At 67.2% G+C, this 26,011-nt stretch carries 23 protein-coding genes; 13 read left to right on the top strand and 10 right to left on the bottom strand.

The window, feature by feature from the left end; all coding sequences use genetic code 11:
- Positions 1–117 precede the first annotated feature (117 nt).
- A complete protein-coding gene (locus ACFFGN_RS09095; protein ID WP_380045215.1) occupies positions 118–3,954 on the top strand; it encodes a golvesin C-terminal-like domain-containing protein in 3,837 nt (1,278 codons plus the stop codon).
- An 888-nt stretch (positions 3,955–4,842) separates the two neighbouring features.
- Positions 4,843–5,343, top strand: a complete 501-nt coding sequence (locus ACFFGN_RS09090; protein WP_380045212.1) for a hypothetical protein — start codon at positions 4,843–4,845, stop codon at positions 5,341–5,343.
- A 111-nt stretch (positions 5,344–5,454) separates the two neighbouring features.
- Here the strand turns inward: ACFFGN_RS09090 and ACFFGN_RS09085 are convergent, their stop codons facing one another.
- The 4 genes from ACFFGN_RS09085 to bagA all read right to left on the bottom strand — a co-directional run bounded on the left by ACFFGN_RS09085 (position 5,455) and on the right by bagA (position 12,596).
- Positions 5,455–7,890, bottom strand: a complete 2,436-nt coding sequence (locus ACFFGN_RS09085) for a penicillin-binding protein (RefSeq protein WP_380045210.1) — start codon at positions 7,888–7,890, stop codon at positions 5,455–5,457.
- A gap of 133 nt (positions 7,891–8,023) precedes the next feature.
- Positions 8,024–10,354 carry an endopeptidase La gene (gene lon / locus ACFFGN_RS09080; protein WP_380045207.1) on the bottom strand — a complete coding sequence of 777 codons (2,331 nt, stop codon included), beginning with the start codon at positions 10,352–10,354 and terminating at the stop codon, positions 8,024–8,026.
- A gap of 134 nt (positions 10,355–10,488) precedes the next feature.
- Positions 10,489–11,649 carry an ArsA family ATPase gene (gene bagB, locus ACFFGN_RS09075; protein ID WP_380045204.1) on the bottom strand — a complete coding sequence of 387 codons (1,161 nt, stop codon included), beginning with the start codon at positions 11,647–11,649 and terminating at the stop codon, positions 10,489–10,491.
- Positions 11,646–12,596, bottom strand: a complete 951-nt coding sequence (bagA, locus tag ACFFGN_RS09070) for an ATPase BagA (protein WP_380045202.1) — start codon at positions 12,594–12,596, stop codon at positions 11,646–11,648. The genes bagB and bagA overlap by 4 nt, the downstream gene beginning before the upstream one ends.
- A 107-nt stretch (positions 12,597–12,703) precedes the next feature.
- On the opposite strand from bagA, the gene sp36 reads away from it, so the two are divergent.
- The 5 genes from sp36 (at position 12,704) to ACFFGN_RS09045 (ending at position 16,280) form a co-directional block, all read left to right on the top strand.
- Positions 12,704–12,865, top strand: a complete 162-nt coding sequence (gene sp36, locus ACFFGN_RS09065) for a Sp36 family protein (RefSeq protein ID WP_380045199.1) — start codon at positions 12,704–12,706, stop codon at positions 12,863–12,865.
- Positions 12,862–13,323 (top strand): RidA family protein, encoded by a 462-nt coding sequence (locus tag ACFFGN_RS09060; RefSeq protein ID WP_380045196.1) that lies wholly within the window; start codon positions 12,862–12,864, stop codon positions 13,321–13,323. The genes sp36 and ACFFGN_RS09060 overlap by 4 nt, the downstream gene beginning before the upstream one ends.
- A gap of 128 nt (positions 13,324–13,451) precedes the next feature.
- Positions 13,452–14,285 carry an NUDIX hydrolase gene (locus ACFFGN_RS09055; protein WP_380045193.1) on the top strand — a complete coding sequence of 278 codons (834 nt, stop codon included), beginning with the start codon at positions 13,452–13,454 and terminating at the stop codon, positions 14,283–14,285.
- A 40-nt stretch (positions 14,286–14,325) separates the two neighbouring features.
- Positions 14,326–15,126: an MBL fold metallo-hydrolase gene (locus ACFFGN_RS09050; protein ID WP_380045191.1), complete on the top strand. Its 801-nt coding sequence runs from the start codon at positions 14,326–14,328 to the stop codon at positions 15,124–15,126.
- Positions 15,127–15,314: 188 nt separating this feature from the next.
- Positions 15,315–16,280 carry a type IV toxin-antitoxin system AbiEi family antitoxin domain-containing protein gene (locus ACFFGN_RS09045; protein WP_380045188.1) on the top strand — a complete coding sequence of 322 codons (966 nt, stop codon included), beginning with the start codon at positions 15,315–15,317 and terminating at the stop codon, positions 16,278–16,280.
- A 124-nt stretch (positions 16,281–16,404) separates the two neighbouring features.
- Here the strand turns inward: ACFFGN_RS09045 and ACFFGN_RS09040 are convergent, their stop codons facing one another.
- Complete coding sequence (locus tag ACFFGN_RS09040; RefSeq protein ID WP_380045185.1) at positions 16,405–17,082, bottom strand: Crp/Fnr family transcriptional regulator; 678 nt, start codon at positions 17,080–17,082, stop codon at positions 16,405–16,407.
- Between the two features lie 724 nt (positions 17,083–17,806).
- On the opposite strand from ACFFGN_RS09040, the gene nth reads away from it, so the two are divergent.
- The 6 genes from nth to ACFFGN_RS09010 are packed head-to-tail and all read left to right on the top strand — an operon-like array spanning position 17,807 to position 22,428.
- Positions 17,807–18,514, top strand: coding sequence for an endonuclease III (nth, locus tag ACFFGN_RS09035; RefSeq protein WP_380045427.1), 708 nt, complete (start codon positions 17,807–17,809; stop codon positions 18,512–18,514).
- Positions 18,511–19,113 carry a TlpA family protein disulfide reductase gene (locus ACFFGN_RS09030; RefSeq protein WP_380045182.1) on the top strand — a complete coding sequence of 201 codons (603 nt, stop codon included), beginning with the start codon at positions 18,511–18,513 and terminating at the stop codon, positions 19,111–19,113. The genes nth and ACFFGN_RS09030 overlap by 4 nt, the downstream gene beginning before the upstream one ends.
- Entirely contained in the window at positions 19,110–19,892 is a 783-nt protein-coding gene (locus ACFFGN_RS09025) for an NUDIX hydrolase (protein WP_380045179.1), read from the top strand. Before ACFFGN_RS09030 ends, ACFFGN_RS09025 begins: the two co-directional genes overlap by 4 nt.
- Complete coding sequence (locus ACFFGN_RS09020; RefSeq protein WP_380045175.1) at positions 19,889–21,064, top strand: MarP family serine protease; 1,176 nt, start codon at positions 19,889–19,891, stop codon at positions 21,062–21,064. The genes ACFFGN_RS09025 and ACFFGN_RS09020 overlap by 4 nt, the downstream gene beginning before the upstream one ends.
- Before the next feature lie 57 nt (positions 21,065–21,121).
- Positions 21,122–21,643, top strand: a complete 522-nt coding sequence (locus ACFFGN_RS09015) for a SigE family RNA polymerase sigma factor (RefSeq protein ID WP_380045172.1) — start codon at positions 21,122–21,124, stop codon at positions 21,641–21,643.
- Positions 21,640–22,428, top strand: coding sequence for a hypothetical protein (locus ACFFGN_RS09010; protein WP_380045170.1), 789 nt, complete (start codon positions 21,640–21,642; stop codon positions 22,426–22,428). The genes ACFFGN_RS09015 and ACFFGN_RS09010 overlap by 4 nt, the downstream gene beginning before the upstream one ends.
- Here the strand turns inward: ACFFGN_RS09010 and ACFFGN_RS09005 are convergent.
- The 5 genes from ACFFGN_RS09005 to nhaA all read right to left on the bottom strand — a co-directional run bounded on the left by ACFFGN_RS09005 (position 22,413) and on the right by nhaA (position 25,994).
- Complete coding sequence (locus ACFFGN_RS09005; RefSeq protein ID WP_380045167.1) at positions 22,413–23,294, bottom strand: alpha/beta fold hydrolase; 882 nt, start codon at positions 23,292–23,294, stop codon at positions 22,413–22,415. The genes ACFFGN_RS09010 and ACFFGN_RS09005 overlap by 16 nt on opposite strands.
- 53 nt (positions 23,295–23,347) lie before the next feature.
- Positions 23,348–23,761: a phage holin family protein gene (locus ACFFGN_RS09000; RefSeq protein WP_380045164.1), complete on the bottom strand. Its 414-nt coding sequence runs from the start codon at positions 23,759–23,761 to the stop codon at positions 23,348–23,350.
- Positions 23,762–23,854: 93 nt separating this feature from the next.
- Positions 23,855–24,196 carry a hypothetical protein gene (locus ACFFGN_RS08995; RefSeq protein WP_380045161.1) on the bottom strand — a complete coding sequence of 114 codons (342 nt, stop codon included), beginning with the start codon at positions 24,194–24,196 and terminating at the stop codon, positions 23,855–23,857.
- 58 nt (positions 24,197–24,254) lie between these two features.
- A complete protein-coding gene (locus tag ACFFGN_RS08990) occupies positions 24,255–24,680 on the bottom strand; it encodes a hypothetical protein (RefSeq protein WP_380045158.1) in 426 nt (141 codons plus the stop codon).
- A gap of 75 nt (positions 24,681–24,755) precedes the next feature.
- Complete coding sequence (nhaA, locus tag ACFFGN_RS08985) at positions 24,756–25,994, bottom strand: Na+/H+ antiporter NhaA (RefSeq protein ID WP_380045155.1); 1,239 nt, start codon at positions 25,992–25,994, stop codon at positions 24,756–24,758.
- Between the last annotated feature and the right edge of the window lie 17 nt (positions 25,995–26,011).

Below are 26,011 nucleotides of genomic sequence, written 5' to 3'. Positions count from 1 at the left end.
CAAACACTACGCAGAGTTTCGAAGTTGAGGCGCGGGGGGAACTGAGGGCGTCGGGCGGCCGCCATGCTGCCGGTGCGAACTACCCCCCCCCGCACGCGAATCAGATCTGGGGGATCTATGCGTGCGCACAAGGTTCGATTCAGGAAACTGACCGCGATGCTGGTTTCCGGGGCTTTGGCAGTGACGGCTGTCGGTTCGAGCACCGCGGCGGCAGAAGGCCCAGCTGATGTTGTGAGGCCTTCGGCGCCGAAATCGCCCGGTGAACCAAAGCCGGTGGATCGGGTGCCTGGTCAGTTGGCTGACAAGGTACTGGGCGCAGGATGGAAGTCATCGAAAGACAGGGCGTGGTCCCTTGTGGGATCGCAGTCAGGTCTCCATGTCTTGCAGGCGCAAGAGTCGCGCGGATACGCCTGGAAGGTCTTGGCGACGCTTGCGGAAAGCGGATTCGAAACAGACAGCTGGATCGGAAACGGGTGTATCACCAGCTCCGGCCGATACTTGGCGGTTGCCTACGCCCCTAGGACGTTCACCAACGACGCGACCGCATTCGATAAGGCTGCGTTCGCTGCGGTAGTGAACCTGCGCACCGGGCTGGTGCGCAAACTGGCGGTCACTACGACGTTGGCCTACTTCAATCCTGGTTGTGGTTCGGATGATCAGGTGGTGTTCGCTCAGTACAACCATCAAGGACCGAAGAGGACGCGGATCCATACGGTATCCGCGCCGACCGGCCGGGTTCTACGGTCGGGCGTATTCGTCGGTGAGCTCACTTCTGCGGTACCGATCAATGACCAGGTGATGGCCGCCGATGGCAGTCGGCTGGTGAGGCTTCTGCCCAACAGTGCAATGCGAACCGAGCTGGCCCTGACTGGAACTGTCTCCCGGGTCAGGTTCGCCGGGAGGCGGAACGTCGTCTTGTCGCAGACACACGGGGAGCGGACGACGGTTCAGATCTACGACTTGAGCAAACGCCGCATGACGGCGATCGCAACGGGGCCGCGGACCGAAACCAGGTCACACCAAGGGCCATCCGGTCGGGTCTTCATCACAGGCGCCAAAGCACTCGTGCAGACCATGCCCCAAACGGTACGAATCCTCCGCGGAAAGGCCGGCCTGCAGGTAGCCGACGCAGGAGGGCTGACTATCGAGAGCGTCCAGCGCCAAGGGCGTGACGACAAGGTAGCGATCGCGGCCGTCGCTGACACCGGGCAGCCGGTGAGATTCTTGCTGCCCTCGCTGCGTCAGGCCCCTGCGCCCTTTCGCTCATCCTCGCCAGCGCTGAAGCTCAGACCTGCTGCGGTAGCGGGTGAGGCCGACACGCCTATCGATCCAGGCGCCACATGCGCGGTTCCTCGCAACGACGTTCGTACCCAGGTCTATCAGCCGAATCCTCGTCAGGTCGAGTGGGCTGTGGATCAAGCTGTCAACAACAATTTGATGACGGCGCGACCGGCGAACTGGAAGCAATCCGGGCTGCCATCCTATACGCCACAGCTAATGGCGAAGTTCCAGTTGCCCGCACTGCGTGGAGGCGGCTTCATTCCGCCGCAGGTACTCCTCGGCATCCTGGCGCAGGAGTCGAACCTCTGGCAGGCGTCTGGGCGAGTCATTGAGACCTGGAGTGGGAATCCACTGATCGGCAACTACTACGGGCGCGTCGGCAATGGCTGGTCGATCGATTTCTCGAAGGCCGATTGCGGATACGGCGTGGGTCAGATCACGGACGGTATGCGCAAGGGAAATACGATCTGGGGCGGTCTGAACGAGCAGCGAGCGATCGCCGTGGACTACACAGTCAACATCGCTGCCGCAGCGAAGATCCTGAGCGAGAAGTGGAATCAACTGTACGATGCGGGTCTCCTCGTCAACGGCGGGAAGTCGAGTCGCCTGGAGTCTTGGTTCGGCGCAGTATGGGCGTACAACTCAGGTTTCCACCCGAAGAGCGGCACTTCTGAACCTTGGGGACTAGGATGGACCAACAATCCTCTGAGCGGTTTGTGGGATCCGGCGCGTCGGCCTTTCCTCGAGTACAGCCGCGCGGATGCGGCTCACCCGCAGGATTGGCCCTATCCAGAGAAAATCATGGGTTGGGCTGCCTACCCGTTGGAGAACCCGCGGCTCGGGGCGACGTACCGCGCTGCTTGGTGGACTGACGCTGTCACCAGCGGGACTGAGAAGCGGCGACAGGTGAAGCCGCCGCTCCCGACCTTCTGCGTGACAGCCGTCAACGATTGCGTGCCAACCGCTCCCCGGACCCAAAACTGTCCAAGGGCGGACAGCAAGTGTTGGTGGTACCCGCCTGTGAAGTGGAAGGACTGTCACGACACCACCGCCGACACGTGTGGTCGCGGGCTGGTGCGATTCAATACGACCTATCCCGAGCCGCAGCCCGACCAGGCGCATACGCCGCCGGACCCGGAGCAGAATCCGCCTGTCTGCAATAGAGACGGAATCCCATCGAATTCTCGCGTAATCGACGACGTTCCACCTGGTGTTCTCAGCGTTCGCCCACAATGCGGCACCCCGTCGGCGACGGCAGGTTCGTTCTCTCTGAAGTTCGGCGCTGCTGAAGTCAACGGCACGCCGGTCCAGTACACGTCGAAAATCGACTTTCATCAGGCAGGACTGGGCTTTCACGGCCACACATGGCTGACCCACACGACCTGGGACGGGACCCTCGACCAGAGCCGCACCGTGACAGGAAAGTGGACTCTGGATCAGCCGATGGCTGGGTGGGGACGAGTGCTGGTTCATCTCCCCGAAATCGCGACCATCACGCGGCAAGCCAAGTACGTGGTGGATAGAGGTGATGGCCGGCCGCCAGTTGCGCGCTATGTCAACACCAGCGTGAAGGCGAACAAGTGGGTTTCCCTGGGCGTCTTTCAGTTCGGCGCCGGGCGGCCATCAGTCACATTGTCGAACCGCACATTTGATGCGAAGTACTTCGACTCCAACATCAATCCGTATGCTATCGACCGCCAGGAAAATATCGCGTGGGACGCCGTAGCCTTTCAACCTCTGCCGGCAAAGCCGACGATTGTTGCCGCCGCTGTCGGTGACTCGTATGGTTCGGGCGAGGGTGCCGGTGACTATCTGGCCGGGACTGACCATAGCGGCGAATTTCCACTTGCTCGCAGTGCATGCCACCGATCGAAGAATGCGTGGTCGCGTCTTGTCAGCCCGGCCGGATTGGGTGGCCAAGCCTTAGGTGCCGTCTCCGATACATTCAGTCCGGCGGCTGAGCTTAGTTTCGTGTCGTGCTCCGGTGCGGTGTCGGAGAATTTGTCAGAAGCGCATGATTCGACGGACCCCCTGTATCTCGGTGGGGGGCAACACCATGAGGTGGCTCAGATCGAAGCAGGCTATCTCGATGAATCAACCAACCTTGTTTTCGTTAGCTTGGGTGGGAACGATGCATTCTTTAGCAAGGTCCTGACCTTCTGTGTAAAGAGTGCTCTAAACTGTCCGGATAACGTCATGCCTGGTGATTCAACAGTTCTCGACATTGCCCAGAGGGAACGGATTACGGGTCCCGTTCAGGAGCGTGTGGTAGCGGCTATTCAGAGGATCAGTGTCGCTGCTCCAAATGCTCAGATCGTTTATGCGGGGTATCCCCGCCTGCTCGATGGTACCGCCGTCGCCTGTCCAGACGGGTTGGGCCTCGGGGAGGTTTCGTGGATAAATAAGATGAGCGACCTCCTCGCCGATACAACCGCAGCGACGCTTGCCCAGCTATCGCGTGATACAGGCATTCGGGTTACCTATGTCGACACCAGGCCAAAATTTATCAATCGCGGAGCCTGTGCGGGGACCGATAGTGCGATCAACTTCTTCAAGACGGCGCATACGCCGGGGGACAATCCGGAGGAGCCTGTCTCCGCCGAGTCTTTCCACCCGAACGGATCTGGCACCCGGCTCTATGTCGACGCCATAAAACAGAAAATGGGGTGGTGATATCCGATTCGCGGCATTCTGTGGAATGTTGGCTGTACTTTTGACGGCTAACTGTCGTCATGAGGTGCACGATCGGCCGACGTTGATCGACCCGGAAAGCAAGTTCTTCCGGGATCGCCTGGCTGCAGCGCGAGTCGAGTCGATCGCCTTTGAACGCAAGGTGGCGGCACTGCCGGCATCGCCGCGGCAATCGGGCGTTCGAGAGGCGGTGACTTGCTACGAGCGGGATGGTGGACCGAAAGCCGATGGTGATCCGTCCTGGGACTCGGCGTGCGGCTTGGTTCGAACCACCGGGTTCGCAGTCGACCGCCCGGGGCGTGCGCTCCTGGACATCGACGACCGACTGCGAAAGGAAGGCTGGCGTGGGGAGTGGAGGTTGCGTCAAGGTGGTGGTCGGGTAGAGCCCAAGAAAATTCGTGAAGGAAAAATTCCTGAAAATGCAGTCCGTGCGGCTACATATAGCAGGGCAGGATCCGTCCTCAGGATCCAAGCTGGGTATTCCGGTGATCGCCAAGAGTTCGTAAGGCATCCGTTGAAGGTTGGGTACTTCGAGAAGGTCGATGGCTCGGATTGGGAAGCATGGGTGACGCGAGGGGCCGTGCTGCACATGTCAATCCTAGCCGTTGAGTTCAACAATGAGGCCTTCTATAGAGTGAACTAAACCGGCCGGTTTGCGGTTAGTTGAGTGTGAATACCATCTGGAGTCGCCCGTCACAAGCGATTTCCAGTGCTCCTCAAGAGTCGAAGCGTGGCTGCGCCAAATTCAAGACCGACTTGTTGGCGCTGGCAGCCGTCGATTTGATGCGGCATGCGGATGATGGGTCGAGTGCGGAGAATTTTCGTGCTTGAAGGAAGTGGTCGGCGGAGCATCTAGAAACTGGAGAGAAAATGAGTGTTTGGTCGAAATTTCGCAAGGCTTCTGTTGCGGCTTTGGTATTCGGGGTCGTCAGCGTTGCTGGAACAAATCAGCAAGCTTTGGCGGCCGGATGTTATGGGTCGACCTGTGATAACAAAGGGCCGGTCTCGATGGGCTGCACGAGCGATACCGTGAAGGTGCTGGGCACCCCTGCGGGAGGGGTGGCGCTGGCCTACTCGAAGGCTTGCAATGCCTACTGGGCATACAGTACGTCTGCGCCAAACTGGTATGATGCGACGGTCTACATTGAACGCAGCTACTATGACGCAGGCACGAAGTTGTATAAGAACGTGAAGCGTTTGCAGATTACTTTCAGTCCAGGCGAAGAATCCGAATGGACTAACATGCTTGGCTCCTATGGTCCAGCGAACGAGGCATTTCGTGGGCTCGTTGATTGGAACGACCCGAGTTACCCGGGGATCGAAGCCACGCGTTGGCACTGCCACAAGAAGGGCTGTCCGCCCTGGCTGTGACCTCGTGCCAGTAGCTCTGTAGCGATTGTTAGCACTTGGCCAGTCGCCGAGGTTCAGCGTAGGCAGAAAGGAGCCGGCGAGCGGACTTGGTCCACTCGCCGGCTCTGATTGTTAGCGTTCGTTGCAGTTGGGGCGCAAGGGCGGGCAGGTGTTGCCGTTGCCGGGCTTGGTCGGTTTGGTGGTGGGCTTGCCCGTGGGCGGCGGCGACGTCGTGGTGGGCGGCGGGCTCGGCGGGCGGTTCGGGTCCTTGCCGTTCGACAGGTAGATGATCACCGTGCCGCCGGCGATGGCACCCTCGCTGCGCCGCGGCGAGGTGTAGGCGACTGTGCCTTCGGGCTGGTCGGAGTCACGCCGGTCACCGGCCACCTGCGGGTTGAATCCGGCCGCCTTCAGGGTGCTGATGGCCTCGTCCGGCGACATCCCGGTCACCCGGGGGATCGGAATCACGTCGCCCTTGACGACGTCCGGGTCGACCTTGTGGAAGCCCTGCTCGGGCAGGCCCTCGTGGATCGCGCGCATGGCCGCCTCCCAGATCGGACCAGCCGTGCCACCACCGGACACGCTGCCACCGAGGCGGCGGCCGTTGAAGGTCAGCTTGGTGAGGCTCTCCTGGGTCCCGTCCGGGTCGGTGACGCCAACCGCCGCCGCGTAGGTCGGGGTATAGCCCACGAACCAGACGGCCTTACTTTCCTGGGTGGTTCCGGTCTTGCCTGCGGCGGGCCGGCCAAAATTCAGCTTGCTGCCGGTGCCGCCGCTGGTCATAACACTGCCCAGCACTCGGTTCACGCCATCGGCGAACTCCGGCTGCATAACCTGCTCGCACTTGGCGCCGGGCGTGGGGATGTTCTTGCCGCTGCTGTCGGTGATCGAGGTGATCAGCAGTGGAGTGCAGTGCTTACCTCGCGCAGCGAAGGTCGCATAGGCGTTGGCCATCATCAGCGGCGTCACGTTGCCCACGCCAAGGGTGTAGGACGGGTAAACATCGAGAGGCTTGCCAATGAGGTCGTCGTCCTCGGTTTTCGCGTTCACCACACCGAGTTTGGTGGCGAGCGTCGAAGGTCCGCAGAGGCCGATCTGCTGAGAGAGCAGCAAGAAGTAGGTATTGACCGACTGGGCGGTGGCGCGAACCAGGTTCATCGGCCCGCTGATCGTTGAGTTCTTGGGTGAGTATCCGGGAGTAACCGGTATGTTGCCGTCGCAAGTGCGGAACCGCTGACCGCCGAGGTGGATCTGCTTCTTGGCGTCGATCATGTGGTTCAGCGGCACGCCCTGCTGGATGGCCGCGGCCAGTACGAAGGCCTTCATCGTCGAACCGGGCTGGAAACCGCCGAAGCCGCTGCCGTAGGACGCCTCGACGTTGTAGTTCCAGGTGGTTTCGCCCTTGGCCTTGTTGTTGCCGTACGGGCGGCTCTGGACCATCGCCTTCACCAGGCCGGTACCCGGCTCCACGACGGTCATCGCGGCCATGGCCTGGTCGCCCGGCTTGGTCTTCGCGTTGATCGCGGCCTGGGCGTCGCGCTGAATTTCAGGGTCGATCGAGGTGCGGATCGTCAGACCTGCGGACTTGATGTACTCGGCGCGCTCTTCGGGGTTCTTGCCGAGCGCCGGGTTGTTCAACAGGTGCGCGTAGACGTATTCGCAGTAGAACGGGTAGGCCGAGGAGGCGCAGCCCTTCGGTACCTGCTGAACCTTGTTCATATCGATGACCGGGGTCTTGATCGCGTCGGCGGCCTGCTTCGGCGTGATGACCTTCAGTTCCTGCATGCGCCGCAGGACCACGTCACGCCGGTCCTTGGCACGCTTCTTGCCGGATTTCGTCGTCGGGTTGTACGCGCTCGGGCTCTTCACGATGCCGGCCAGCAGCGCGGCCTGCGGCAGCGTGAGGGTCTTCGCGGTGGCCTTGAAGTAGTGCCGGGCGGCGGCCTCGACGCCGTACGCGCCGTCGCCGAAGTTCGCCAGGTTCAGGTACTTCAGCAGGATCTCGTCTTTGGAGTACTGCTTCTCGACGGCGACCGCATACCGCAGCTCGCGGATCTTGCGCTCGTAGGTTTCGGCCGTCGCGGCCTTCTGCTCTTCCTCCGTGTCGGCCTGCTGCAGCAAGACGAGCTTCACGTACTGCTGGGTGATGCTTGAACCACCCTGCTGGACGGATCCCTCGGTCTGGTTGCGCAGCAGCGCGCGCAGGGTGCCCTTGGCGTCCAGCGCGCCGTGCTCGTAGAAGCGGTAGTCCTCGATCGAGATGATCGCCTGCTTCATGATCGGCGCGATCTGGTTCAGGCTCTCCAGGCGCACCCGGTTCTGCTCGAAGAGGTTCGCGATCGGCGTGCCGTTCGTGGCGCGCACGGACGAACGGACCGGCGGCGGATCGACCTTCAGCTCCTGTGGCAGCTGTTCGAAGGTCTCCGAGGCCCGCTGAGTGCCGAACCCGGCCAGACCGGCGAAGGGGATGGCGAGACCGGCCGCCAGAGCGCCCGACAACACGCTCACCCCAAGGAACAGAACCACCGACTGGACGACTCCCCGGTCGTCTTTATCCCTAGCGCGCATGACTCCGAGCCTACGTGATATCGCGCTCAAGCCGAATCGACAGCTGTGATCTTCCTCACGCCAACCTATTGGCCTGTCACAGCGTCTGTAGGCCGGGAACTCCCCGGCCTATAGACACCATTTTCCGCGCTGATCAGGCCGCGACGGTGGCCGCGATCGAGGCCGGCTCCAGCGCCAGTTCGAGCACCTCGCGGACGTCGCTGACCGGGTGAACGGTCAGTTCCGCCAGCACCGACGCCGGTACATCCTCGAGATCCGGCTCGTTCCGCTTCGGGATCAGGATCGTGGTCAGCCCCGCCCGGTGCGCCGCCAGCAACTTCTGTTTGACGCCGCCGATGGGCAGCACCCGTCCGGTCAGTGAGACCTCACCGGTCATCGCCACCTCGGAACGAACCGGCCGTCCCGACAGCAGCGCCGTCGTCATCGTCACGCCCGCACTCGGCCCGTCCTTCGGTACGGCGCCCGCGGGCACGTGCACGTGGGTGTTGCGCTCGGCCAGATCGCCGACCGGCAGACCCAGCTCCGCACCGTGCGACCGCAGGTACGACAGAGCGATCTGGGCCGACTCCTTCATCACGTCACCCAACTGCCCGGTGAGCGTGATTCCGGTCGGACCGGTCTCCTTGTCGGCCAGGGACGCCTCAATGAACAAGACGTCGCCACCAGCACCTGTGACAGCTAGACCAGTCGCCACGCCCGGTAGCGCCGTACGCTCGGCTGACTCCGGCGTGAACTTCGGCGAGCCCAGGTAGCCCTTGAGGTCGCTAGCGCCGACTCGGACGACCGGAGAGGCTGACGGGTCCAGTGCCAGCTTGGCGGTCAACTTGCGCAGCACGCGGGCGATAGACCGCTCAAGCTGCCGTACGCCGGCCTCGCGGGTGTACTCGCCTGCAAGTAGTCGCAGGGCCTCTTCGTCGATCGAGGTCTCTTCGGCCGCTAGACCCGCTCGTTCCAGCTGCCGCGGCAGTAGGTGGTCGCGGGCGATGATGACCTTCTCGTCCTCGGTGTAGCCGTCGAGCTGGACCAGTTCCATCCGGTCGAGCAGCGGCGCCGGGATCGAGTCGAGCACGTTCGCCGTGGCCAGGAAGACCACGTCCGACAGGTCGAGTTCGACCTCCAGGTAGTGGTCGCGGAAGGTGTGGTTCTGCGCCGGGTCGAGGACCTCCAGCAGCGCGGCGGTCGGGTCGCCCCGGTAGTCCGCGCCCACCTTGTCGATCTCGTCCAGCAGGACCACCGGGTTCATCGAACCGGCCTCCTTGATGGCCCGGACGATCCGCCCGGGCAGGGCGCCGACGTACGTGCGCCGGTGGCCGCGGATCTCGGCCTCGTCCCGGACGCCACCCAGCGCCACCCGGACGAACTTGCGGCCCATCGCCCGCGCGACCGACTCGCCGAGCGAGGTCTTACCCACGCCGGGCGGACCGACCAGAGCCAGCACGGCGCCACTGCGGCGGCCGCCGACGACACCCAGGCCACGATCGGCCCGGCGGCGCCGTACGGCCAGGTATTCGGTGATGCGCTCCTTCACGTCGTCCAGGCCCGCGTGATCGGCGTCCAGGATGGCGCGGGCCTCGGCGATGTCGTAGGCGTCCTCGGTCCGCTCGTTCCAGGGCAGATCCAGCACGGTGTCCAGCCAGGTCCGGATCCAGCCGACCTCGGGAGACTGCTCGGACGTGCGTTCGAGCTTGTCGACCTCGGCCAGCGCGGCCTTGCGGACGTGCTCGGGCAGATCGGCTGACTCCACCCGGGCGCGGTAGTCCTCCTCCTCGGAGGCGGAGGTTCCGTCGAGCTCGGCCAGTTCCTTGCGAACGGCCGCGAGCTGCTGGCGCAGCAGGAACTCCCGCTGCTGCTTCTCCATGCCCTCCTGGACGTCCTTGTTGATCGTGTCGGCCACCTCGAGCTCGGCCAGGTGGTCCTTCGCCCAGCCGATCAGCTTGGTCAGGCGCTCGGCGACATCGGGTGTCTCCAGCAGCCAGAGCTTCTGCTCATCACTCAGGTAGGACGCGTAGCCGGCCAGGTCCGACAAGGCCGAGGCGCCTTCCACCTGCTTGACCGAGTCGATCACCTGCCAGGCGCCGCGACGCTGCAGCACGGTCGTGACCAGCTGCTTGTACTCGCGGGCCAGTTCGCCGACCCGGCCGTCGCTGATCTCGTCGAGCACGGTCGCCTCGACCCACAGCGCAGCGCCCGGGCCGGTCGTACCGACACCGATGCTGACGCGCTGCGTACCGCGGATCACCGCCGCCTGGGCACCGCCCGGCAGCCGGCCGATCTGCTCGATCTCGCCGAGCGTCCCGGCCTTCGCGTATTTCCCGTCCAGGCGCGGTACCAGCAGCACCTGGTCCTGGCCGGCCGCCTGAGCGGCCTCGATCGCGGCCCGGGCCTCCACCTCGGCGAGGCGGACGGGCACGACCATGCCGGGCAGCACCACAACATCGTCGAGCGGCAGAACAGGAAGGTTCAAAGTCTCACTCAAGGCAGTCACACCCTCTTACGGAAGATTGAGTCTGCTTGGCTCAACCATGCTCAGCCCTGCCGGATTCCCCGTTCGCTCACGGCGGACACCGCCCTGCTTCCCCTCGCTGAAGGAGGGGAGGGTCAGCTCGCGAGCAGGGTGCCGATCAGGCGGAGGCCGTCGAGGTCGTGCACGTCGTCGGCCAGCGCCGGCACCGAAACCGTCGGGATGGACCGGTGCCCGCGCTTGAACCGGTCGGCCCGCTTCTGGTCGCCGACCACCTGCTGCATCCGGTCGGCGTGCAGGCGCAGTACGCCGCCCGCGAGGCCGTCCTCGCCGAGCTGTTCCGCGGCGGCCAGGCTGCGTTCGGCCGAGAGCGCCGGGGCCTGGGTGGTGGTGACCCGGTTGAGTACGACGCCCGCCAGCGGCATCCGCTCCTGGCGCAACCGCTCGGTGAAGTACGACGCCTCGCGCAGCGCGTCGTTCTGGGGCGCGGCGACGACAACAAAACTCGTCAGGGGTTCCCGCAACAGCGCCACGGTCTTCTCGGCTCGATCGCGGAAGCCGCCGAACAGGGTGTCGAAGGCGTTCGCGAAGGTCTGCACGTCCCGCAGCACCTGCGCGCCGAGGACCTTGTTCATCACCGACATCGCGACGTTGACCCCGGCCGACATCAACCGCAACGGGCCGCGCGCCGGAGCCAGCAGCAGCCGCAGGAACCGGCCTTCCAGTAGCGAGGCCAGCCGCTCGGGCGCGTCCAGGAAGTCCAGTGCCGACCGCGACGGTGGTGTGTCCACCACGATCAGGTCCCAGCTTCCGTCATCGAGGGCCCGTTTGTGCAACTGCCCGAGCTTCTCCATCGCCATGTACTCCTGGGTGCCGGCGAACGACGACGACAGCGCGACGTAGAACGGGTTCTCCAGGATCTGCTTCGCCTTCTCCGCGGAAGCGTGCGCGAGCACCACGTCGTCGAACGTGCGCTTCATGTCCAGCATCATCGCGTCCAGCCGGCCGCCGTTCGCCGCGTCGATATCGGCGACGGCGCGCGGTGTGTTGTCCAGTTCGGTCAGCCCGAGCGACTGAGCGAGCCGGCGGGCCGGGTCGATCGTGAGTACGACGACCTTGCGGCCCTGTTCGGCGGCGCGGAGGCCGATCGCGGCCGCGGTGGTGGTCTTGCCGACGCCGCCCGCGCCGCAGGTGACGATGATCCTGGTGCCTGGATCGGCGATCAGCGCGTCCAGATCCAGTCCGGCCGTGGTGTCCGTGGCGGGCTGGGGAGCCACGGTCTTCTTGGCGGGGCTCATGCGGTCAGCTCCTCGGCCAGATCGAACAGCGCGCCGGTATCGATGCCGTCGGCAATCAAGCCGAGCTCGACCACGTCCTTGCCCAAGGCATCGATCCGGCCGCGGTTCTCGCGTTCCAGGCCGACCCGAACGGCGTGATCGTGCGTCTCGGCGGCGAGCGCGGCGACGGTGGCCTTGTCCGCGGGCAGCCCGGCCGCCTTCAGGCCCTTGGCCAACTCCGCCAACGGCAGTTTCTCCTTGGCTGCAAGGGTCAGCGCTTCGTCGTCGAGCGGGCTGTGCCGGACCATGTTGACGATGATCGAGCCGATCCGCAGGTCCAGCGCCTCAAGGTGTTCGACGGCGTCCAGCGTCTCCTGGACCGGCATCTCTTCGAGCAGAGTGACCAGATGGACCCGGGTGATGTCGGAGCGCAGCATGCCCATGATCGAGTCGGCCTGGTTCCGGATCGGGCCGACCTTGGCCAGGCCCGCCACCTCGTGGTTCACGTTCAGGAACCGGGTGATCCGCCCGGTCGGCGGCGCGTCCAGCACCACCGCGTCGTACGCGAGCCGGCCGTGCGCCTTGCGCCGGGTCGCCTCGTACACCTTGCCGGTCAGCAGTACGTCGCGCAGGCCCGGCGCGATCGTGGTGACGAAGTCGACCGCGCCCACCTTGTCGAGCACCTTTCCGGCCCGGCCCAGGTGGTAGAACATGTCGAGGTACTCCAGCAGCGCCGCCTCCGCGTCCACGGCCAGCGCGAACACCTCGCCGCCGCCCGGACCCACCGCGATCTTGCGCTCGACGTACGGCAGCGGCGGTACGTCGAAGAGCTGGGCCAGGCCCTGGCGCCCCTCGACCTCGACCAGCAGCACCCGGCGGCCCTCGTCGGCCAGCGCCAGCGCCATCGCGGCGGCCACCGTCGTCTTACCGGTGCCCCCCTTGCCCGTCACCACATGCAGCCTCGCCATGCCAGCCAGCCTAGTGGTCGGTTGGTGGGGTGCCTTGAGCGCCAAGGCACCCCATCAACCGACCACTAGGGCCCCGGGTGTTCAGGGGAGACGGTTAGAGTCCAGGCATGACCAAGTGGGAGTACTTCACTGTGCCTTTGTTGGTGCACGCCACCAAGGAGATCCTCGACAATGTCGGCCAGGAGGGCTGGGAGCTCGTCTGCGTCGTACCGGGACCGACCCCGGAGTCCCTCGTCGCGTACCTGAAGCGGGAAGTCACCGGCTCATGAGCAACCCGGAGAAGGCCCTCGCGGATCTCGGCCTGCAGCTTCCCGAGGTGGCCAAGCCGGTCGCGGCGTACGTGCCCGCGATCCGGACCGGCAATCTCGTTTACACCTCCGGCCAGCTGCCGTTCCGCGATGGCGCCCTGATCGCCACCGGCAAGAACGGCGACACCGTCGACGCGGAGGTGGCGGTCGACTGTGCCCGCCAGTGCGCGCTCAACGGCCTGGCCGCGATCAAGGCCCTGATCGGTGATCTCGGCCAGATCAAGCAGGTCGTCAAGGTGGTCGCGTACGTCGCCTCGACGCCCGACTTCACCGGCCAGCCGCAGATCGCGAACGGCGCGTCCGAACTGCTCGGCCAGGTCTTCGGCGAGGCGGGCCAGCACGCCCGCGCCGCCGTCGGCGTACCGGTCCTGCCGCTCGACGCCCCGGTCGAGGTGGAGCTCATCGTCGAGGTCGCCTGACATGACCTCGTACCGGTCCGGCCGCCCCCGGCCCGGACAGCTCGCCGTACGGCCGGCCACGCGGCTCGCCGTACGGCCGGGTGTGCGGCCGGTCGCGGCTAGGCTGGCAGTTCGTTGCGAGGTGTGCCGTGCCCGGGGGTGATCTCCGGGCACGGCCACTGACGGGCCAGCTGGCCGAGACCGCCCTGGCGTTCGTTCGCGAGGGCCGTGCGCCGGTCGAACCACGCCCGGCGGCAACCGTCATCCTGCTGCGCGAATCACCCGTGGGGCCTGAGGTCTACCTGCTCCGGCGAACCACCACGATGGCCTTCGCGGCCGGCATGTCGGTCTTTCCCGGCGGTCGGGTGGACCCGACCGACGCCACGATCGCCGACTCCTGGTCGGGCCCGTCGCCCGCCTGGTTCGGGGAACGGCTGGGCTGCTCGGCTGAGATGGCCGCCGCGTACGTCGCCGCCGCCGTCCGGGAGACCTTCGAGGAATCCGGCGTACTGCTCGCAGGCCCGTCGGCCGACTCGGTGGTCGCCGATACGACCGGGGACGACTGGGAGGCGGATCGGGTGGCGCTGGAAGGGCGCTCGCTCGGCTTCGCCGACTTCCTGCACGGGCGCGGTCTGGTTCTGCGGGCGGATCTGCTCGGGCCGTGGGCGCACTGGACCACGCCGGAGTTCGAGCCCCGCCGGTACGACACTGCCTTCTTCGTCGCGGCGCTACCCGTCGGCCAGCTGACCCGGGACGTCTCGGGCGAGTCCGACCAGGTGGCCTGGATGCACCCGGCCGAGGCCGTCGCCGCGGTTGAGGCCGGGCAGATGGCGATGCTGCCCCCGACGTACCTGTGCTGCCGCGACATCGCCACGCACGCCACGGTTGCCGGCGTACTGGCTGAATCGGCTGACCGCCCGATCCCGTCGATCCTGCCCAAACTGCGCCTCGACGGCGACGACGCGTACCTGGAGACCGAATGATCGCCGCCGCTGGTGAGCCTGTCGCGAAGGTGGTGCCCGCGTGACCGCCGAGGTGGTGACGGCTCGCGCCACCCGGCTGCTGGCGGCGAACCCGGGCCCGATGACCCTCGAAGGAACCAACACCTGGATCCTGCGCGAACCAGGCGCGAGCTCCGTCGTCGTGGTCGATCCGGGCCCGCTGCTCGAACCACACCTGGCCGCGATCCTGGACCACGTCGAGTCCCTGGGCTGCCGGATCGAAACGGTCCTCCTGACGCACGGCCACTACGACCACTCCGAAGGCGCCGCGTGGTTCGCCGCTCATGCGGGCTGTTCGATCCGCTCGGTGGATCCGATGTTCCACGTACCGCCAGGGGCTCCCGACGACGGTCTAGCCGACGGGGAGGTCCTGGAAGCGGATGGCCTGCGCCTGGAGGTTCTAACCACTCCAGGTCATACGGCGGACTCGGTCTGCTTCTACCTGCCGGACGAGGGTTCCCTGCTCACCGGCGACACCGTGCTCGGCCGAGGCACCTCCGTAGTGGCTCACCCCGACGGCACCCTCGCGCCGTACCTGGACTCCCTGAACCGCCTACAGGCCCTTCCAGACGTACACCTGCTCCTACCCGGCCACGGCCCAGTAGTCGACAACCCAGCCGACGTACTCGCCTACTACCTCCAGCACCGGGCCGAACGCCTAGACCAAGTCCGAGCCGCCGTAGCTGCCGGAGCCACCACCCCCGCCGAAGTAGTCCAAGCCGTCTACGCCGAGGTCCCACCCATCCTCTGGCCCGCCGCCGAACGCTCCGTCCGAGCCCAACTCGACTACCTATCCACCCACCCCAACCCCAACCCCGCCTGAGCCCCACCCCTTCGGTCACCGGCCCTCCCTATTCCGACCGTCGGCGGTCGGAACAGGGGGTGGACCTGTCAGATTTCGCACGTCCACCCCCTATTCCGACGGTCGACCCTCGGAATAGGCCCGCCGGGTTATCCACAGGATGGTGGCTGGCGGGGTTTTGGGCGGCTGCGGTTGCGCATGCTGGGAGGGTGAATCCCCAGTTGAGGGCCCTCGCCGCACGGCAGGGCAACGTGTTCAGCCGGGCTCAGGCCCTGGCGTGCGGATATTCCGATGATCAGATCAAGTACCTGGTCGCCAACCGCAGTTGGCGGCGTATCCGGCATGGTCAGTTCGCCGAGGCGGTGGACCGCACCCACCTGCCGCCCTGGGGCCGGCGGGCAGCGGAACACCTGGAGGCGGTACATGCGCTGCTCAACTCGCTGACTCCGGAGTCAGTCGCTATCAGCCACCAGTCGGCTTTGCTGCTCCACCAGCTGCCCGTCTTCGGCCTCGACGTGTCGACCGTGCACGTGACCAAACTGAATCGCCGGATCCAGGCCATGCCAGGAGTGAGCTGCCACCGCGGCGACCTGACCGCGCCGGACCTCATGACAGTCGATGGGGTGCTCATGACCACTCCGGCCCGGGCGCTGGTCGAGACCGGCTGCCGAGCACCGTTCGAAACCACCGTGGTTGCCGCCGACGCGGCGCTCGGCCGAGGCAAGGCCCAGCCGCAGGAGCTCGAACGGCTCCTGAAAGACACCGTGTTCTGGCCGGGCAGTCCGACGATGAGGGCGGCCATGCGGTTCGCCGATGGTCGGTCGGAATCCGTCGGCGAATCGCGGTTGCGGGTATTGATGGCCGCGCAGGGACTACCGGAGCCGGAACTACAGGTGGAATTCGCGGACGCGATGGGACCGTTCGCCCGGGTGGACTTCTACTTCCCGGAGTTCCGGACCGTGGTCGAGTTCGATGGCCTCGTCAAGTACGGCGATGCCGCCGCGGAGGTGGTGATGCGCGAGAAGGCGCGGGAGGACCGGCTCCGCGCTCTGGGGCTTGAAGTCGTCCGGGTCACCTGGGCGGATCTGTCGTCGCCCGAGGCCCTTGCCGAGCGGATCCGGGCCGCGTTCGCCCGCTATCGCGATTCCTCGTTGGCGGGTCGACATGCGAGTTAGGGGGTCGACGCGTCAAGTTTGGCTGGTCGACCCCCCATTCCGCAGGCCGACCCTTCAAACCAGCGCCACTGCGGCGGGCCGGGTGTGCGAGCCAGCTCGGCGCGGGGTGTGGGTGGGGTGTGGGTCAGCGGGCGCGGCGTTGGAGGCGTTCTATGTCCAGGAGGACTACGGAGCGGGGTTCCAGGCGGACCCAGCCGCGGCTGGCGAAGTCGGCTAGGGCCTTGTTGACGGTTTCGCGGGAGGCGCCGACCAGTTGGGCCAGTTCCTCCTGGGTGAGGTCGTGGTGGACGTGGACGCCGTCGTCGGCGGTGCGGCCGAAGCGGCTGGCCAGGTCCAGGAGGGCCTTCGCGACGCGGCCTGGTACGTCGGAGAAGACCAGGTCGGCCACGACGTCGGAGACCTTGCGGAGGCGGGAGGCGAGCTGGAGCAGCAGGCCTCGGGCCACCTCGGGACGGCCGTGCAGCCAGCGCAGGAGCTCGTCGTGGGTCAGCGACATCATCGAGGCGTCGGTGACGGCCGTGACGGTCGCCGAGCGGGGACCCGGGTCGAACAGGGAGAGCTCGCCGAACATCTGGCCGGGGCCGAGTACGGCGATGAGGTTCTCGCGGCCGTCGGCCGACGTACGGCCGAGTTTGACCTTGCCCTCGATGACCACGAACAGCCGGTCGCCGGAGTCGCCCTCGTGGAAGAGGACCTGGCCGCGGCGCAGGCGGCTCTCGGTCATGGCGGCGGCGAGCGCGTCCGCCGCCTCGTCGTCCAGGGCACTGAACAACGGCGCCTGCCGGAGCACTGCTGCGTCCACGAAACGGCCTCCTCGACCTGTCGCATCCGGTCCACCGATCGTTCGGTGCACCCCACCTTGTCCGGGAAATCCGATCCTGCTGGTATCCCGGCGCCAGAAAACCGTAGCTCCTAGACTGTCGGCACCGCCACGTAGGCTTGCCTGCATGCCCACCCAGCGTGTCGCGGCGTCCGGCTCCGGACCGTCTCCAGCATCCCCCGCGAAGCCCGCCGCAGCGCCGACCGGCGCGCCCGCTTCGGCCCGGAAAACGTCGGCCAAGCGTCCCACAGTCCCAGCCGGTCCCGCGCCAGAGCACCCACAAACCCCCGCGACGCCCGCCGCCGAGCGCCCGGAATCCTCCGCGCGGACTGCCGCCGAGACCCCGGAGAACGCCGCCGCCGAGCGGCCGGCAGCGGCCCGGAAGACGGCCGCCAAGCGCCAGACCACGGCCACGGCGAGCACCACGGCGAGCACCACGGCGAGCACCACGGCGAACGGCACCGCGAAGACGGCAAAGAAGGCCGCCGCGAAGAAGTCCACCCCGGCGAAGCCGACCACGCCGGCGAAGACGACCACGCCGGCGAGGAAGTCCACCCCGGCGAAGAAGACCGCCGCCGCGGCGAAGCCGGCCGCGAAGAAGGCAGTTCCGGCGGGGAAGGCCGTGGCCAAGAAGGCGGTCGCCAAGAAGGCTGCCCAGGCCAAGAAGGCGGTCGCGAAGAAGGCGGCGCCTGCGGCGAAGACCGCCGTGAAGAAGGTGGGGAAGTGGGCTGAGGAGACGCCTGAGCAGTTGGTGCGGCGGGCTCGGCGGATCGACCGGGAGTTGACCGAGACCTATCCCGACGCGCACTGCGAGCTCGACTTCACCACCCCGCTCGAGTTGCTCGTCGCAACGATCTTGTCGGCCCAGACCACCGACAAGATGGTGAACACGGTCACCCCGCGCCTGTTCGCGAAATACCCGGACGCCGCCGCCTACGCGAGTGCCGATCGCGAGGAGATGGAGGCGATTCTCAAGCCGACCGGGTTCTTCCGCGCCAAGACGAACAGCCTGCTCAAGCTCGGCCAGATGCTCTGCGACGAGTACGACGGCGTCGTACCGAACAAGCTCGAGGAACTCGTCAAACTTCCCGGCACCGGCCGAAAGACGGCGAACGTGGTGCTAGGCAACGCCTTCGGCATCCCCGGGATCACCGTCGACACGCACTTCGGCCGGCTGGTCCGCCGGTTCGGGTGGACCGAGGAGACCGATCCGGTCAAGGTCGAGCACATCATCGGCGACCTGTTCCCGAAGAAGGACTGGACGATGCTGTCGCACCGGCTGATCTTCCACGGGCGCCGCCGCTGCCACGCGAAGAAACCGGCCTGCGGCGCGTGCCCGATCGCGCACTGGTGCCCGTCGTACGGCGAGGGGCCCACGGATCCCGAGGTCGCCGCGAAGTTGGTCAAGGCGTGAAACTGGTCGCCGTGGCGCTGGCGCTCGCCCTGGTCGCGGGCTGCGGCACGGCCCGCCCCGGCGACCAGACCGGCCAGCCGCCCCAAACCGCCAACCAGACCGAAACGGCTCAAGGCCAGCCGAGGCCGTCCAACGCGAACCTGCTGAAGGCCTGTCCCAGCACGGAGTCGCGCCCGCCCACGGCCAACGACCTGCCGGATGTGAGTCTGCCGTGCCTGGGCGAAGGCCCGGACATCCGGCTGGCGGACCTCCGTGGGCCGTTGCTGATCAACGTCTGGGCGCAGTGGTGCGGCCCTTGCCGGGACGAAGCCCCGTACCTGGCGGAGCTGGCCAAGAGCGGCAAGATCCAGCTGCTCGGCGTGGATTACGCCGATCCGAGGCCGGACCAGGCGGTGAAGTTCGCCGTCGAACATGGCCTGGCCTATCCGCATCTGTCCGACCCGGACAAGCAACTCGCCAAGCCGCTGCGTATCCCGGGGCCACCGATGACGGTGTTTGTGACGGCCAAGGGCGAGATCGCCTACAGTCACATCGGCCCGTTCCGTTCGCAGGAGCAGCTCGACCAGCTCGTGCGGGAAAAGCTCGGAGTGACCCGGTGAGAAATCCGCTCAAGTCGAGTACGACGTTCGAGGTCGCGCTGCCCGAGCGCCTCGAACCGCTGGCGAAGGCCAGCCTGGATGTCGATCCGAACGAGCTGTCCCGGTTCCTGCCGCCGGATGACCCCAACGTTCGCAAGAGCGCCGTGCTGATCCTGCTGGCCGACGACGGTGGCGCCGACGGGCCCGACGTACTGCTCACCGAGCGGTCCTGGGAATTGCGGTCGCACGCCGGGCAGATGTCGTTCCCGGGCGGCCGGGCCGACGAGGCCGACGGCGAGGGCACGGACGGCTTGATCCGGACCGCGCTGCGTGAGGCCGAGGAGGAGACCGGCCTGGACCCCCGCGGCGTCGAGGTCTTCGCGATCTGGCCGGCCTTGTGGGTGCCGGTCAGCAACTTCGCGGTATCGCCGGTGCTGGCCTGGTGGCGCGAGCCGTCGCCGGTGGCCGTGGTCGATCCGGCCGAGGTGGCCTCGGTGCACCGGGTCTCGATCGCCGCGCTGGCGGATCCGGCCAACCGGATCAGCTGCCTGCATCCGTCGGGCTTCACCGGCCCGGCGTTCCTGGTCGACGACCTCTACATCTGGGGTTTCACCGCCGGTCTGCTCGACAAAATGCTCGCCCTGGCCGGGTGGGCGCACCCGTGGGACACCTCCAACGTCGTACCGTTGCCCGATCGCCTGGTCGAAGCGGCCTGGCGGAACGAGGGCCGCCGGTCGCCAGAGCTGCGCCGGATGACCCGGATCGAGCACGACCTGGGACCAGGAGAGGACGTGGAGTGACCGGTCTCGATATCGCGTTACTGGTGATCACCGCCCTGGTGGCCATCTCGGGATACGTCGAGGGCTTCGTGCTCGGCGCCTGCGCGACGATCGGCCTGCTCGCGGGTGCGGCCGTCGGGGTGTACGGCGTACCGCGGGTGCTGGACAACTTCGCGCCGAGCGTGCAGGTGTCGTTCGCGGCGTTGGTGCTGGTGGTGATCCTGGCCTCGATCGGGCGGACCATCGGCGCGGTGCTCGGCGCTAAACTGCGCAACAAGATCTCCTGGAGTCCGGCCAAGTTCGTCGACGCCCTCGGTGGTGCCGCGCTGGCCGCGGTCTCCGTGCTCGTGGTCGCGTGGGTGCTCGGTGTCGCGGTCAGCGGCGCGCGGATCCCCAGCGTCACCTCGGCCGTGCGGAGTTCGGAGGTGCTCGCACGCGTCGACAAGACCCTGCCAACGGGCGCGGACCGGGCGCTGCAGGCCTTCAACAACGTGGTCAACACGGACCTCTTCCCGCGCTTCCTCGACCCGTTCGTACCGGAGCGCATCCGCGAGGTCCAGCCGCCCGACGGCGGGATCTCCCGTCTGCCCGCGGTGCGCGAGTCGTACAGCCGCATCGCGAAGGTGACCGGCATGGCCAGCTGCGGGCAGGGCATCGAGGGCTCCGGTTTCGTGTACGCCCGCCAGCGCGTGATGACCAACGCGCACGTTGTCGCCGGTGTGCGCAATCCGACCGTCGAGGTCGACGGCAAGCGGTACGACGCGACCGTGGTGGTCTTCGACCCGAGTATCGACGTCGCCGTGCTGTATGTGCCGAAGCTGCCGACCGAGCGGTTCCTCGTGCTCGACGAGAGCGGTAAGGCCGATGACGCGGCCGTCGTACTCGGCTACCCGGAGAACGGGCCTTTCGACGCCGAGCCGGCCCGGATCCGCTCGGAGGAGCGGTTGCGCGGTCCGGATATCTACGGCGACCGGACCGTGACCAGGATGGCCTTCCCGATCTGGGCCTCGGTCCGCCCGGGCAACTCCGGCGGACCGCTGATCTCCCCGCGCGGCACGGTGTACGGCGTGGTGTTCGCGGCCTCGGTCGAGGACGACCGCACCGGTTACGCGCTCACCGCCGAGCAGGTGGCGCCGGCCGCCGCGGCGGGCATCAAGTCCACGCAGGCGGTCTCAACTCGTAGCTGTACCTAAAAAGCCGGCCGCCGATGCAGCAGGGTGAAGGGCCCACTGCGTTGGTTGGGTGTGACTGTGACACGTGAACCGGAGTCGAGGCAGCAGCCACGGTCGTTCGACGAGGTAGTGGCATCGAACGAGCGGCGGCTGCTGCGGGTGGCGTACATGCTGTCCGGCAACGTGCACAGCGCCGAGGACCTGGTGCAGACCGCCCTGATCCGGGCCTATCCGAAGTGGCACCGGATCGGTGGCCTCGAATACCCCGAGGCCTATCTGCGCCGGATGGTGGTGAACGAGTTCCTCAGCTGGCGCCGTCGGCTGACGAACCGCGAGGTGCCGATCGCCGAGATGACCGAGACGGCGTCGGAGGACATCGCCGGCCGGCAGGCCCAGCGCGATGCCACCTGGCGGTTGCTCGCCACCTTGCCCCGGCAGCAGCGCGCCGTACTGGTGCTGCGCTATTACGAAGACCTTCCGGACGAGGAGATCGCCGACGTACTCGGGTGCAAGGCGAGCACCGTCCGTTCCAATGCCGCCCGGGCGCTGGCAGGACTGCGTGCCGCCGTACCCGAGCTGAACGAGGGAGACTCGACATGAGCAAGCCGACCGACGACGAGGCCGCCAAGCTGTTGCGGGAGACCTTCGCGGAGCGAGAGGCCTTACTGGACAGGGATTTGCCGTCGGCAACCATTCATCCATTGCCTAAGGCAAAGAAGCGTCCGGTCGGTACGGCGCTGGTCGCCGCCGCCTCGGTGGCCGCGGTTGTTGCGGGCGCCGTGTACGTCACGGGTGGCCCGGAGGAAGCCGGCACCGCCGGGCCAACGCCCAGTGCTACTGCCCCGGGTAAGGCCTCCGAGCTGCCGGTGGCTCCGCAGACCAACCAGCCGCAGACCAACCAGCCGCAGACCAACCAGCCGCAGACCAATCACCCGCAGACGAACCGCCCGCTGGGGCAGGCCAGCCAGTGGGGTCAGGCGTATGCCGAAGTGATTCATGCCTTGCTCAAGAACCGCACGGCCGGTGAGAGCAAGATCGTCATTCTCGATCGGCCGGTCGGCGGCAGCTTCCCCGGTGACAAGGGGTATCAGCTCGGCGGTCCGTTCGACCAGAGCACCAAGGACGACGTCACCGCGCGGATCGGCATGCTCGGCACGATCAGCTGGGTCCGGGAAAAGCCGGTGCTGAAAGACCCCTGCGCCCCGCAGCCGGCGGGCTTAGTGGTGATCACCCTCGGCGGGTTGAAGCTCAAGGACGGCCATCTGGAGATCCCGGCCAGCTCGTGGGAGGGCTGCCTGTCGGCGCAGTGGCTGACCTTCCGCCTGGATCAGGGCGCGACCGGCTGGAAGGTCACCGGCACGGTTGGGCCTCAGGCCATTTCCTGAGCCTGCGGCGGCAGCCCGTTCAGCCAGTCGAGCAGTACGTCGGTGAACAGCTCGGGCGATTCCTCGTGCGGGAAGTGCCCAACGCCGGTCATCACCTCGGCGCGCAGCACATTGCCGACCAGCCGCGCCGGGGTCGCCGTACCGCTGAGGGGGATCGCGCCGTCGGCGGCGCCGTGCACCTGGAGGACCGGTACGTCGATCGCCCGGTCCATCTCCGCCGAATAGCGACGGCCGTCGGCCCGGAGGCGCGAGCGGACCAGCCACCGGTGGTACTCCAGGGCGCAGTGCGGCGCGGGCCAAACCTGGAGGGCCGCGCGGTACCGGCGGCTGGCCTCCTGATCCGGGAAGGCGCCGGGGCCCGACCAGTCGCGCAGCAGTTGCTCGATGTACGCGCCGTCCCGGGCGAGCAGGCGCCGTTCGGGCAGGATCGGTAGCTGGAACAGGCCGACCTTCGCCATCGAGCGCAATCGGGCCGGGTCCCGGGTGGACCGGAGCAAGGTCAGCGGGTGCGGTGCCGAGACGGTCGCGAGGGCCCGGACCTGGCGTGGCGCCAGTACGGCGGTGGACCAGCCGATGAAGCCGCCCCAGCCATGACCCACCAGGATCGCCTCGCTGGCGCCGAGCGAGCGGATCAGCCCTGAAACGTCGGCCGCGGCGGTGAAGGGGTCGTAGCCCTTCGGGGTCTTGTCGCTCGCGCCGTAGCCGCGAAGATCCATCGCGACGGCGTGATACCCGGCGGCCGCGACGATCGGCAGTTGGTGCCGCCAGGCCCACCAGAACTCGGGGAAGCCGTGCAGGAACAGGACCAGGGGAGCGTCGTCCGCGCCGCACTCGGCGACATGGAAGCGGGCCCCGTTGGCCGCCACGAGGGAGTGCGACCAGGGCCCGTCGACGAGCAGGTCGGAGACGCCGGCCGGGCTCAGTCGCCCTTCCCGACGGCCTTGAGCACCTCGACCGACTGCTTCGAGGTCTCGATCGCGCGCTTCGGGCCCTGGGCCTTGCCGAGCTGGTTCTTGCCGATGAACACCAGCGCCGCCGCGATCAGTAGGTAGACGACGGCAACGATCAGGAACGCCAGCGCCGGATGCAGCCCGATCGCGACCAGGCCGTAGCCCGCCGCGATCGACAGCAGGACGATCGCGAGCAGGCCGAGAAAGGCCGCACCACCGAACATGCCGACGCCCGTACCGGCGGCGACCGCGGTGGCCTTCAGCTCGGTCTGCGCCAGCTGCAACTCGCTGCGCACCAAGGCGGACAGGTCTCTACTGGCGTCCGCGACCAGTTGCCCGATCGTGGGCTCACCGTCGTTCGACCCAGCCGGCTGTTGCGACATGGGGCACTCCTTCCGAGGTCCGTCCACCGAGACTACCGGGCCGGTACCCACCGGTATCTCCGCGCACGCCGACCCACCCCGTGTTTCGCGGGCTTACTGCGCCCACCGGGTGACGGCAAGGTAGATGGTCGGCTGCCGCGGTCCCTCCGATGGACCGTCGCCCCAAGGCGCACCGAGCTTCTTGATCACCGCGGCGGCCACCTTCTTCTCGTCCGTGACGGCGCAGAGAACGTCGTTGACCTTCATCGTGTGCACCGACCGGGAGTCGCCGATCGGCTTACGCAAGGCGGCTGCCTCGCAGCTCGCGCGCGTCAACGGCGTGCCGGCGGCGAGCAGGCCCAGCGAACCACGTGAGCCCGGATAGATGCCGCCGTCGCAGTCGTCGTACTCCAGGTCCGCTTCCGGACTTTCCAGCTCGCCGGGAATGACCCGCATCGGATCATCCAGATGAACGTCGACCCCGCTACTCCCGCCGCATCCAGGCGGCGCCACCTCAAGGACCTCGGCTACCAGCTCGGGCTTCGACGCGGTCGGCGCAGGGGTGACCACCGGTGGCGGGGTGCTGGTGGGCGGCGCTGAAGTCGGCGTGGCAACGCTGGAAGGCGCCGGAGTGGACGGCGTCGGCGTGGCTGGGGCCGGAGTCGATGGCGCCGGTGTGGAAGGCGTCGGTGTGGAAAGGCGTCGGTGTGGAAGTGGCCACGGTCGGAGCCGGTGACTGCCGAGTGTCCGGTTCCGGCTCGATCACCGACGCGATCAGGGTTGAGGCGCCGAAAAAGATCGCGGCCACCCAGCCGGCTCGTTCCACTCGGGTCCAGAACTCGTCCCGGCCTTCGCGTTTCGCACGCCACCAGATCAGCGCGAGGACCAGGCCTGCCGTCACGGCGGCCAGCACGGTGACGAGTCCTGATCCGGGTTTCATCGAGCGATAGTAGCCACCTGGAGGTCACCTGTTGAAGCCGTTCGAACCCTTTGAGTGACGAATTGTGCCCTGACGTCAGGTGTTGGCGTAGGCGCGGTTGCGGCGGCGGAGAACGAAGGTGGCGAGGATGGCGGCGATCAGGGAGGCGGTGAGCACGGCGGCCTTGGCGCGCTCGAGTTGGGCCGGGTCGTCGGTGAAGGCCAGCTGGGCGATCAGCAGTGCGACGGTGAAACCGATGCCGGCCAGGACGGAGACGGCGGCGACGTCGCGCCAGGCCAGGTCGGCGTTCAGCTCGGCGCGGGTGAATCGGGCCGTGAGCCAGGAGCCACCCAGGACGCCGAGGATCTTGCCGAGGACGAGGGCGGCCACGATGCCGATGGCGACCGGGTCGGTCAGCATCGTGCGCAGGGCCTCGCCGTCCACGGTGACACCGGCGGCGAACAGCGCGAACACCGGCACGGCCAGTCCCGCGGACCAGGGCCCGAGCCGGTGCTGCAGGCGCTCGCCGGGTGAACGGGCCTCACCCTCGTCGCGCAGTACCCGGGTGGCGAGGCCGAGCGCGACGCCCGCGATCGTGGCGTGAATGCCCGATTCGTGCATGAACCACCAGGTCCCGAGAGCCAGCGGCAGGTAGATGAACGACGAGCGGACGCGAAGGCGTTGCAGCACGATGAAGCCCGCCACCAGCGCGAGCGACGCCAGCAGCGCCCAGAGGTGGAACCCGTGCGAGAAGAAGATCGCGATGATGAGGATCGCGCCGAAGTCGTCCGCCACCGCGAGCGTCAGCAGGAATGCCCGGAGCGCGCTCGGCAGGGACCGGCCAACGATGGCCAGTACGGCGAGGGCGAAGGCGATATCCGTGGCGGTGGGCACGGCCCAGCCCTTGGGTTCGCCGTCGGGGCCGAGGTTGATCGCGAGGTAGATCAAGGCCGGCACGATCATGCCCGCCAGGGCCGCGGCCACCGGCACGATCGCCTCGTTGAAGCGCGACAACGTGCCGACCACGAGCTCGCGCTTGAGCTCGACGCCGGCGAGGTAGAAGAACACCGCCAGTGCGCCGTCCGAGGCCCACGCCTCCACGGTCAACGGGCCAAGCTCGTAGTCGCGCAGATGGTGGTACGCGTCCTGCCAGGGGGAGTTCGCCCAGACCAGCGCGACGATGGCCGCCGCGACCAGTAGGAGGCCTCCGGTGGTTTCCGCCCGCAGCAGGTCCGCGAGATAGGCCCGCTCCGGCGTACGGATCCGGGGAAAAGCGCGGCGGCGCTCCGAGCCACGGGCAGTACGGCGCTGAGGGGTACGCGGTGCGGGCGTCATGGCGGCCTCCGGGCGGG

The sequence above is a fragment of the Kribbella deserti genome (assembly GCF_042434725.1).
Taxonomy (GTDB): Bacteria; Actinomycetota; Actinomycetes; order Propionibacteriales; family Kribbellaceae; genus Kribbella; species Kribbella deserti.
Note: the sequence above shows the minus strand (reverse complement) of the source record. Positions and strands in the feature narration are given on the sequence as shown.

Bases quoted from the DNA above. Each gene is read 5' to 3' on its own strand.
- bagA (WP_380045202.1), bottom strand. From the start codon at position 12,596: ATGGCGAGGCTGCATGTGGTGACGGGCAAGGGGGGCACCGGTAAGACG.
- ACFFGN_RS09010 (WP_380045170.1), top strand. From the start codon at position 21,640: ATGAGCAAGCCGACCGACGACGAGGCCGCCAAGCTGTTGCGGGAGACC.
- ACFFGN_RS08995 (WP_380045161.1), bottom strand. From the start codon at position 24,196: ATGCGGGTCATTCCCGGCGAGCTGGAAAGTCCGGAAGCGGACCTGGAG.
- sp36 (WP_380045199.1), top strand. From the start codon at position 12,704: ATGACCAAGTGGGAGTACTTCACTGTGCCTTTGTTGGTGCACGCCACC.
- ACFFGN_RS09085 (WP_380045210.1), bottom strand. From the start codon at position 7,890: ATGCGCGCTAGGGATAAAGACGACCGGGGAGTCGTCCAGTCGGTGGTT.
- ACFFGN_RS09090 (WP_380045212.1), top strand. From the start codon at position 4,843: ATGAGTGTTTGGTCGAAATTTCGCAAGGCTTCTGTTGCGGCTTTGGTA.
- ACFFGN_RS09095 (WP_380045215.1), top strand. From the start codon at position 118: ATGCGTGCGCACAAGGTTCGATTCAGGAAACTGACCGCGATGCTGGTT.
- bagB (WP_380045204.1), bottom strand. From the start codon at position 11,649: ATGAGCCCCGCCAAGAAGACCGTGGCTCCCCAGCCCGCCACGGACACC.
- ACFFGN_RS09000 (WP_380045164.1), bottom strand. From the start codon at position 23,761: ATGTCGCAACAGCCGGCTGGGTCGAACGACGGTGAGCCCACGATCGGG.
- ACFFGN_RS09060 (WP_380045196.1), top strand. From the start codon at position 12,862: ATGAGCAACCCGGAGAAGGCCCTCGCGGATCTCGGCCTGCAGCTTCCC.
- ACFFGN_RS08990 (WP_380045158.1), bottom strand. From the start codon at position 24,680: ATGAAACCCGGATCAGGACTCGTCACCGTGCTGGCCGCCGTGACGGCA.
- nhaA (WP_380045155.1), bottom strand. From the start codon at position 25,994: ATGACGCCCGCACCGCGTACCCCTCAGCGCCGTACTGCCCGTGGCTCG.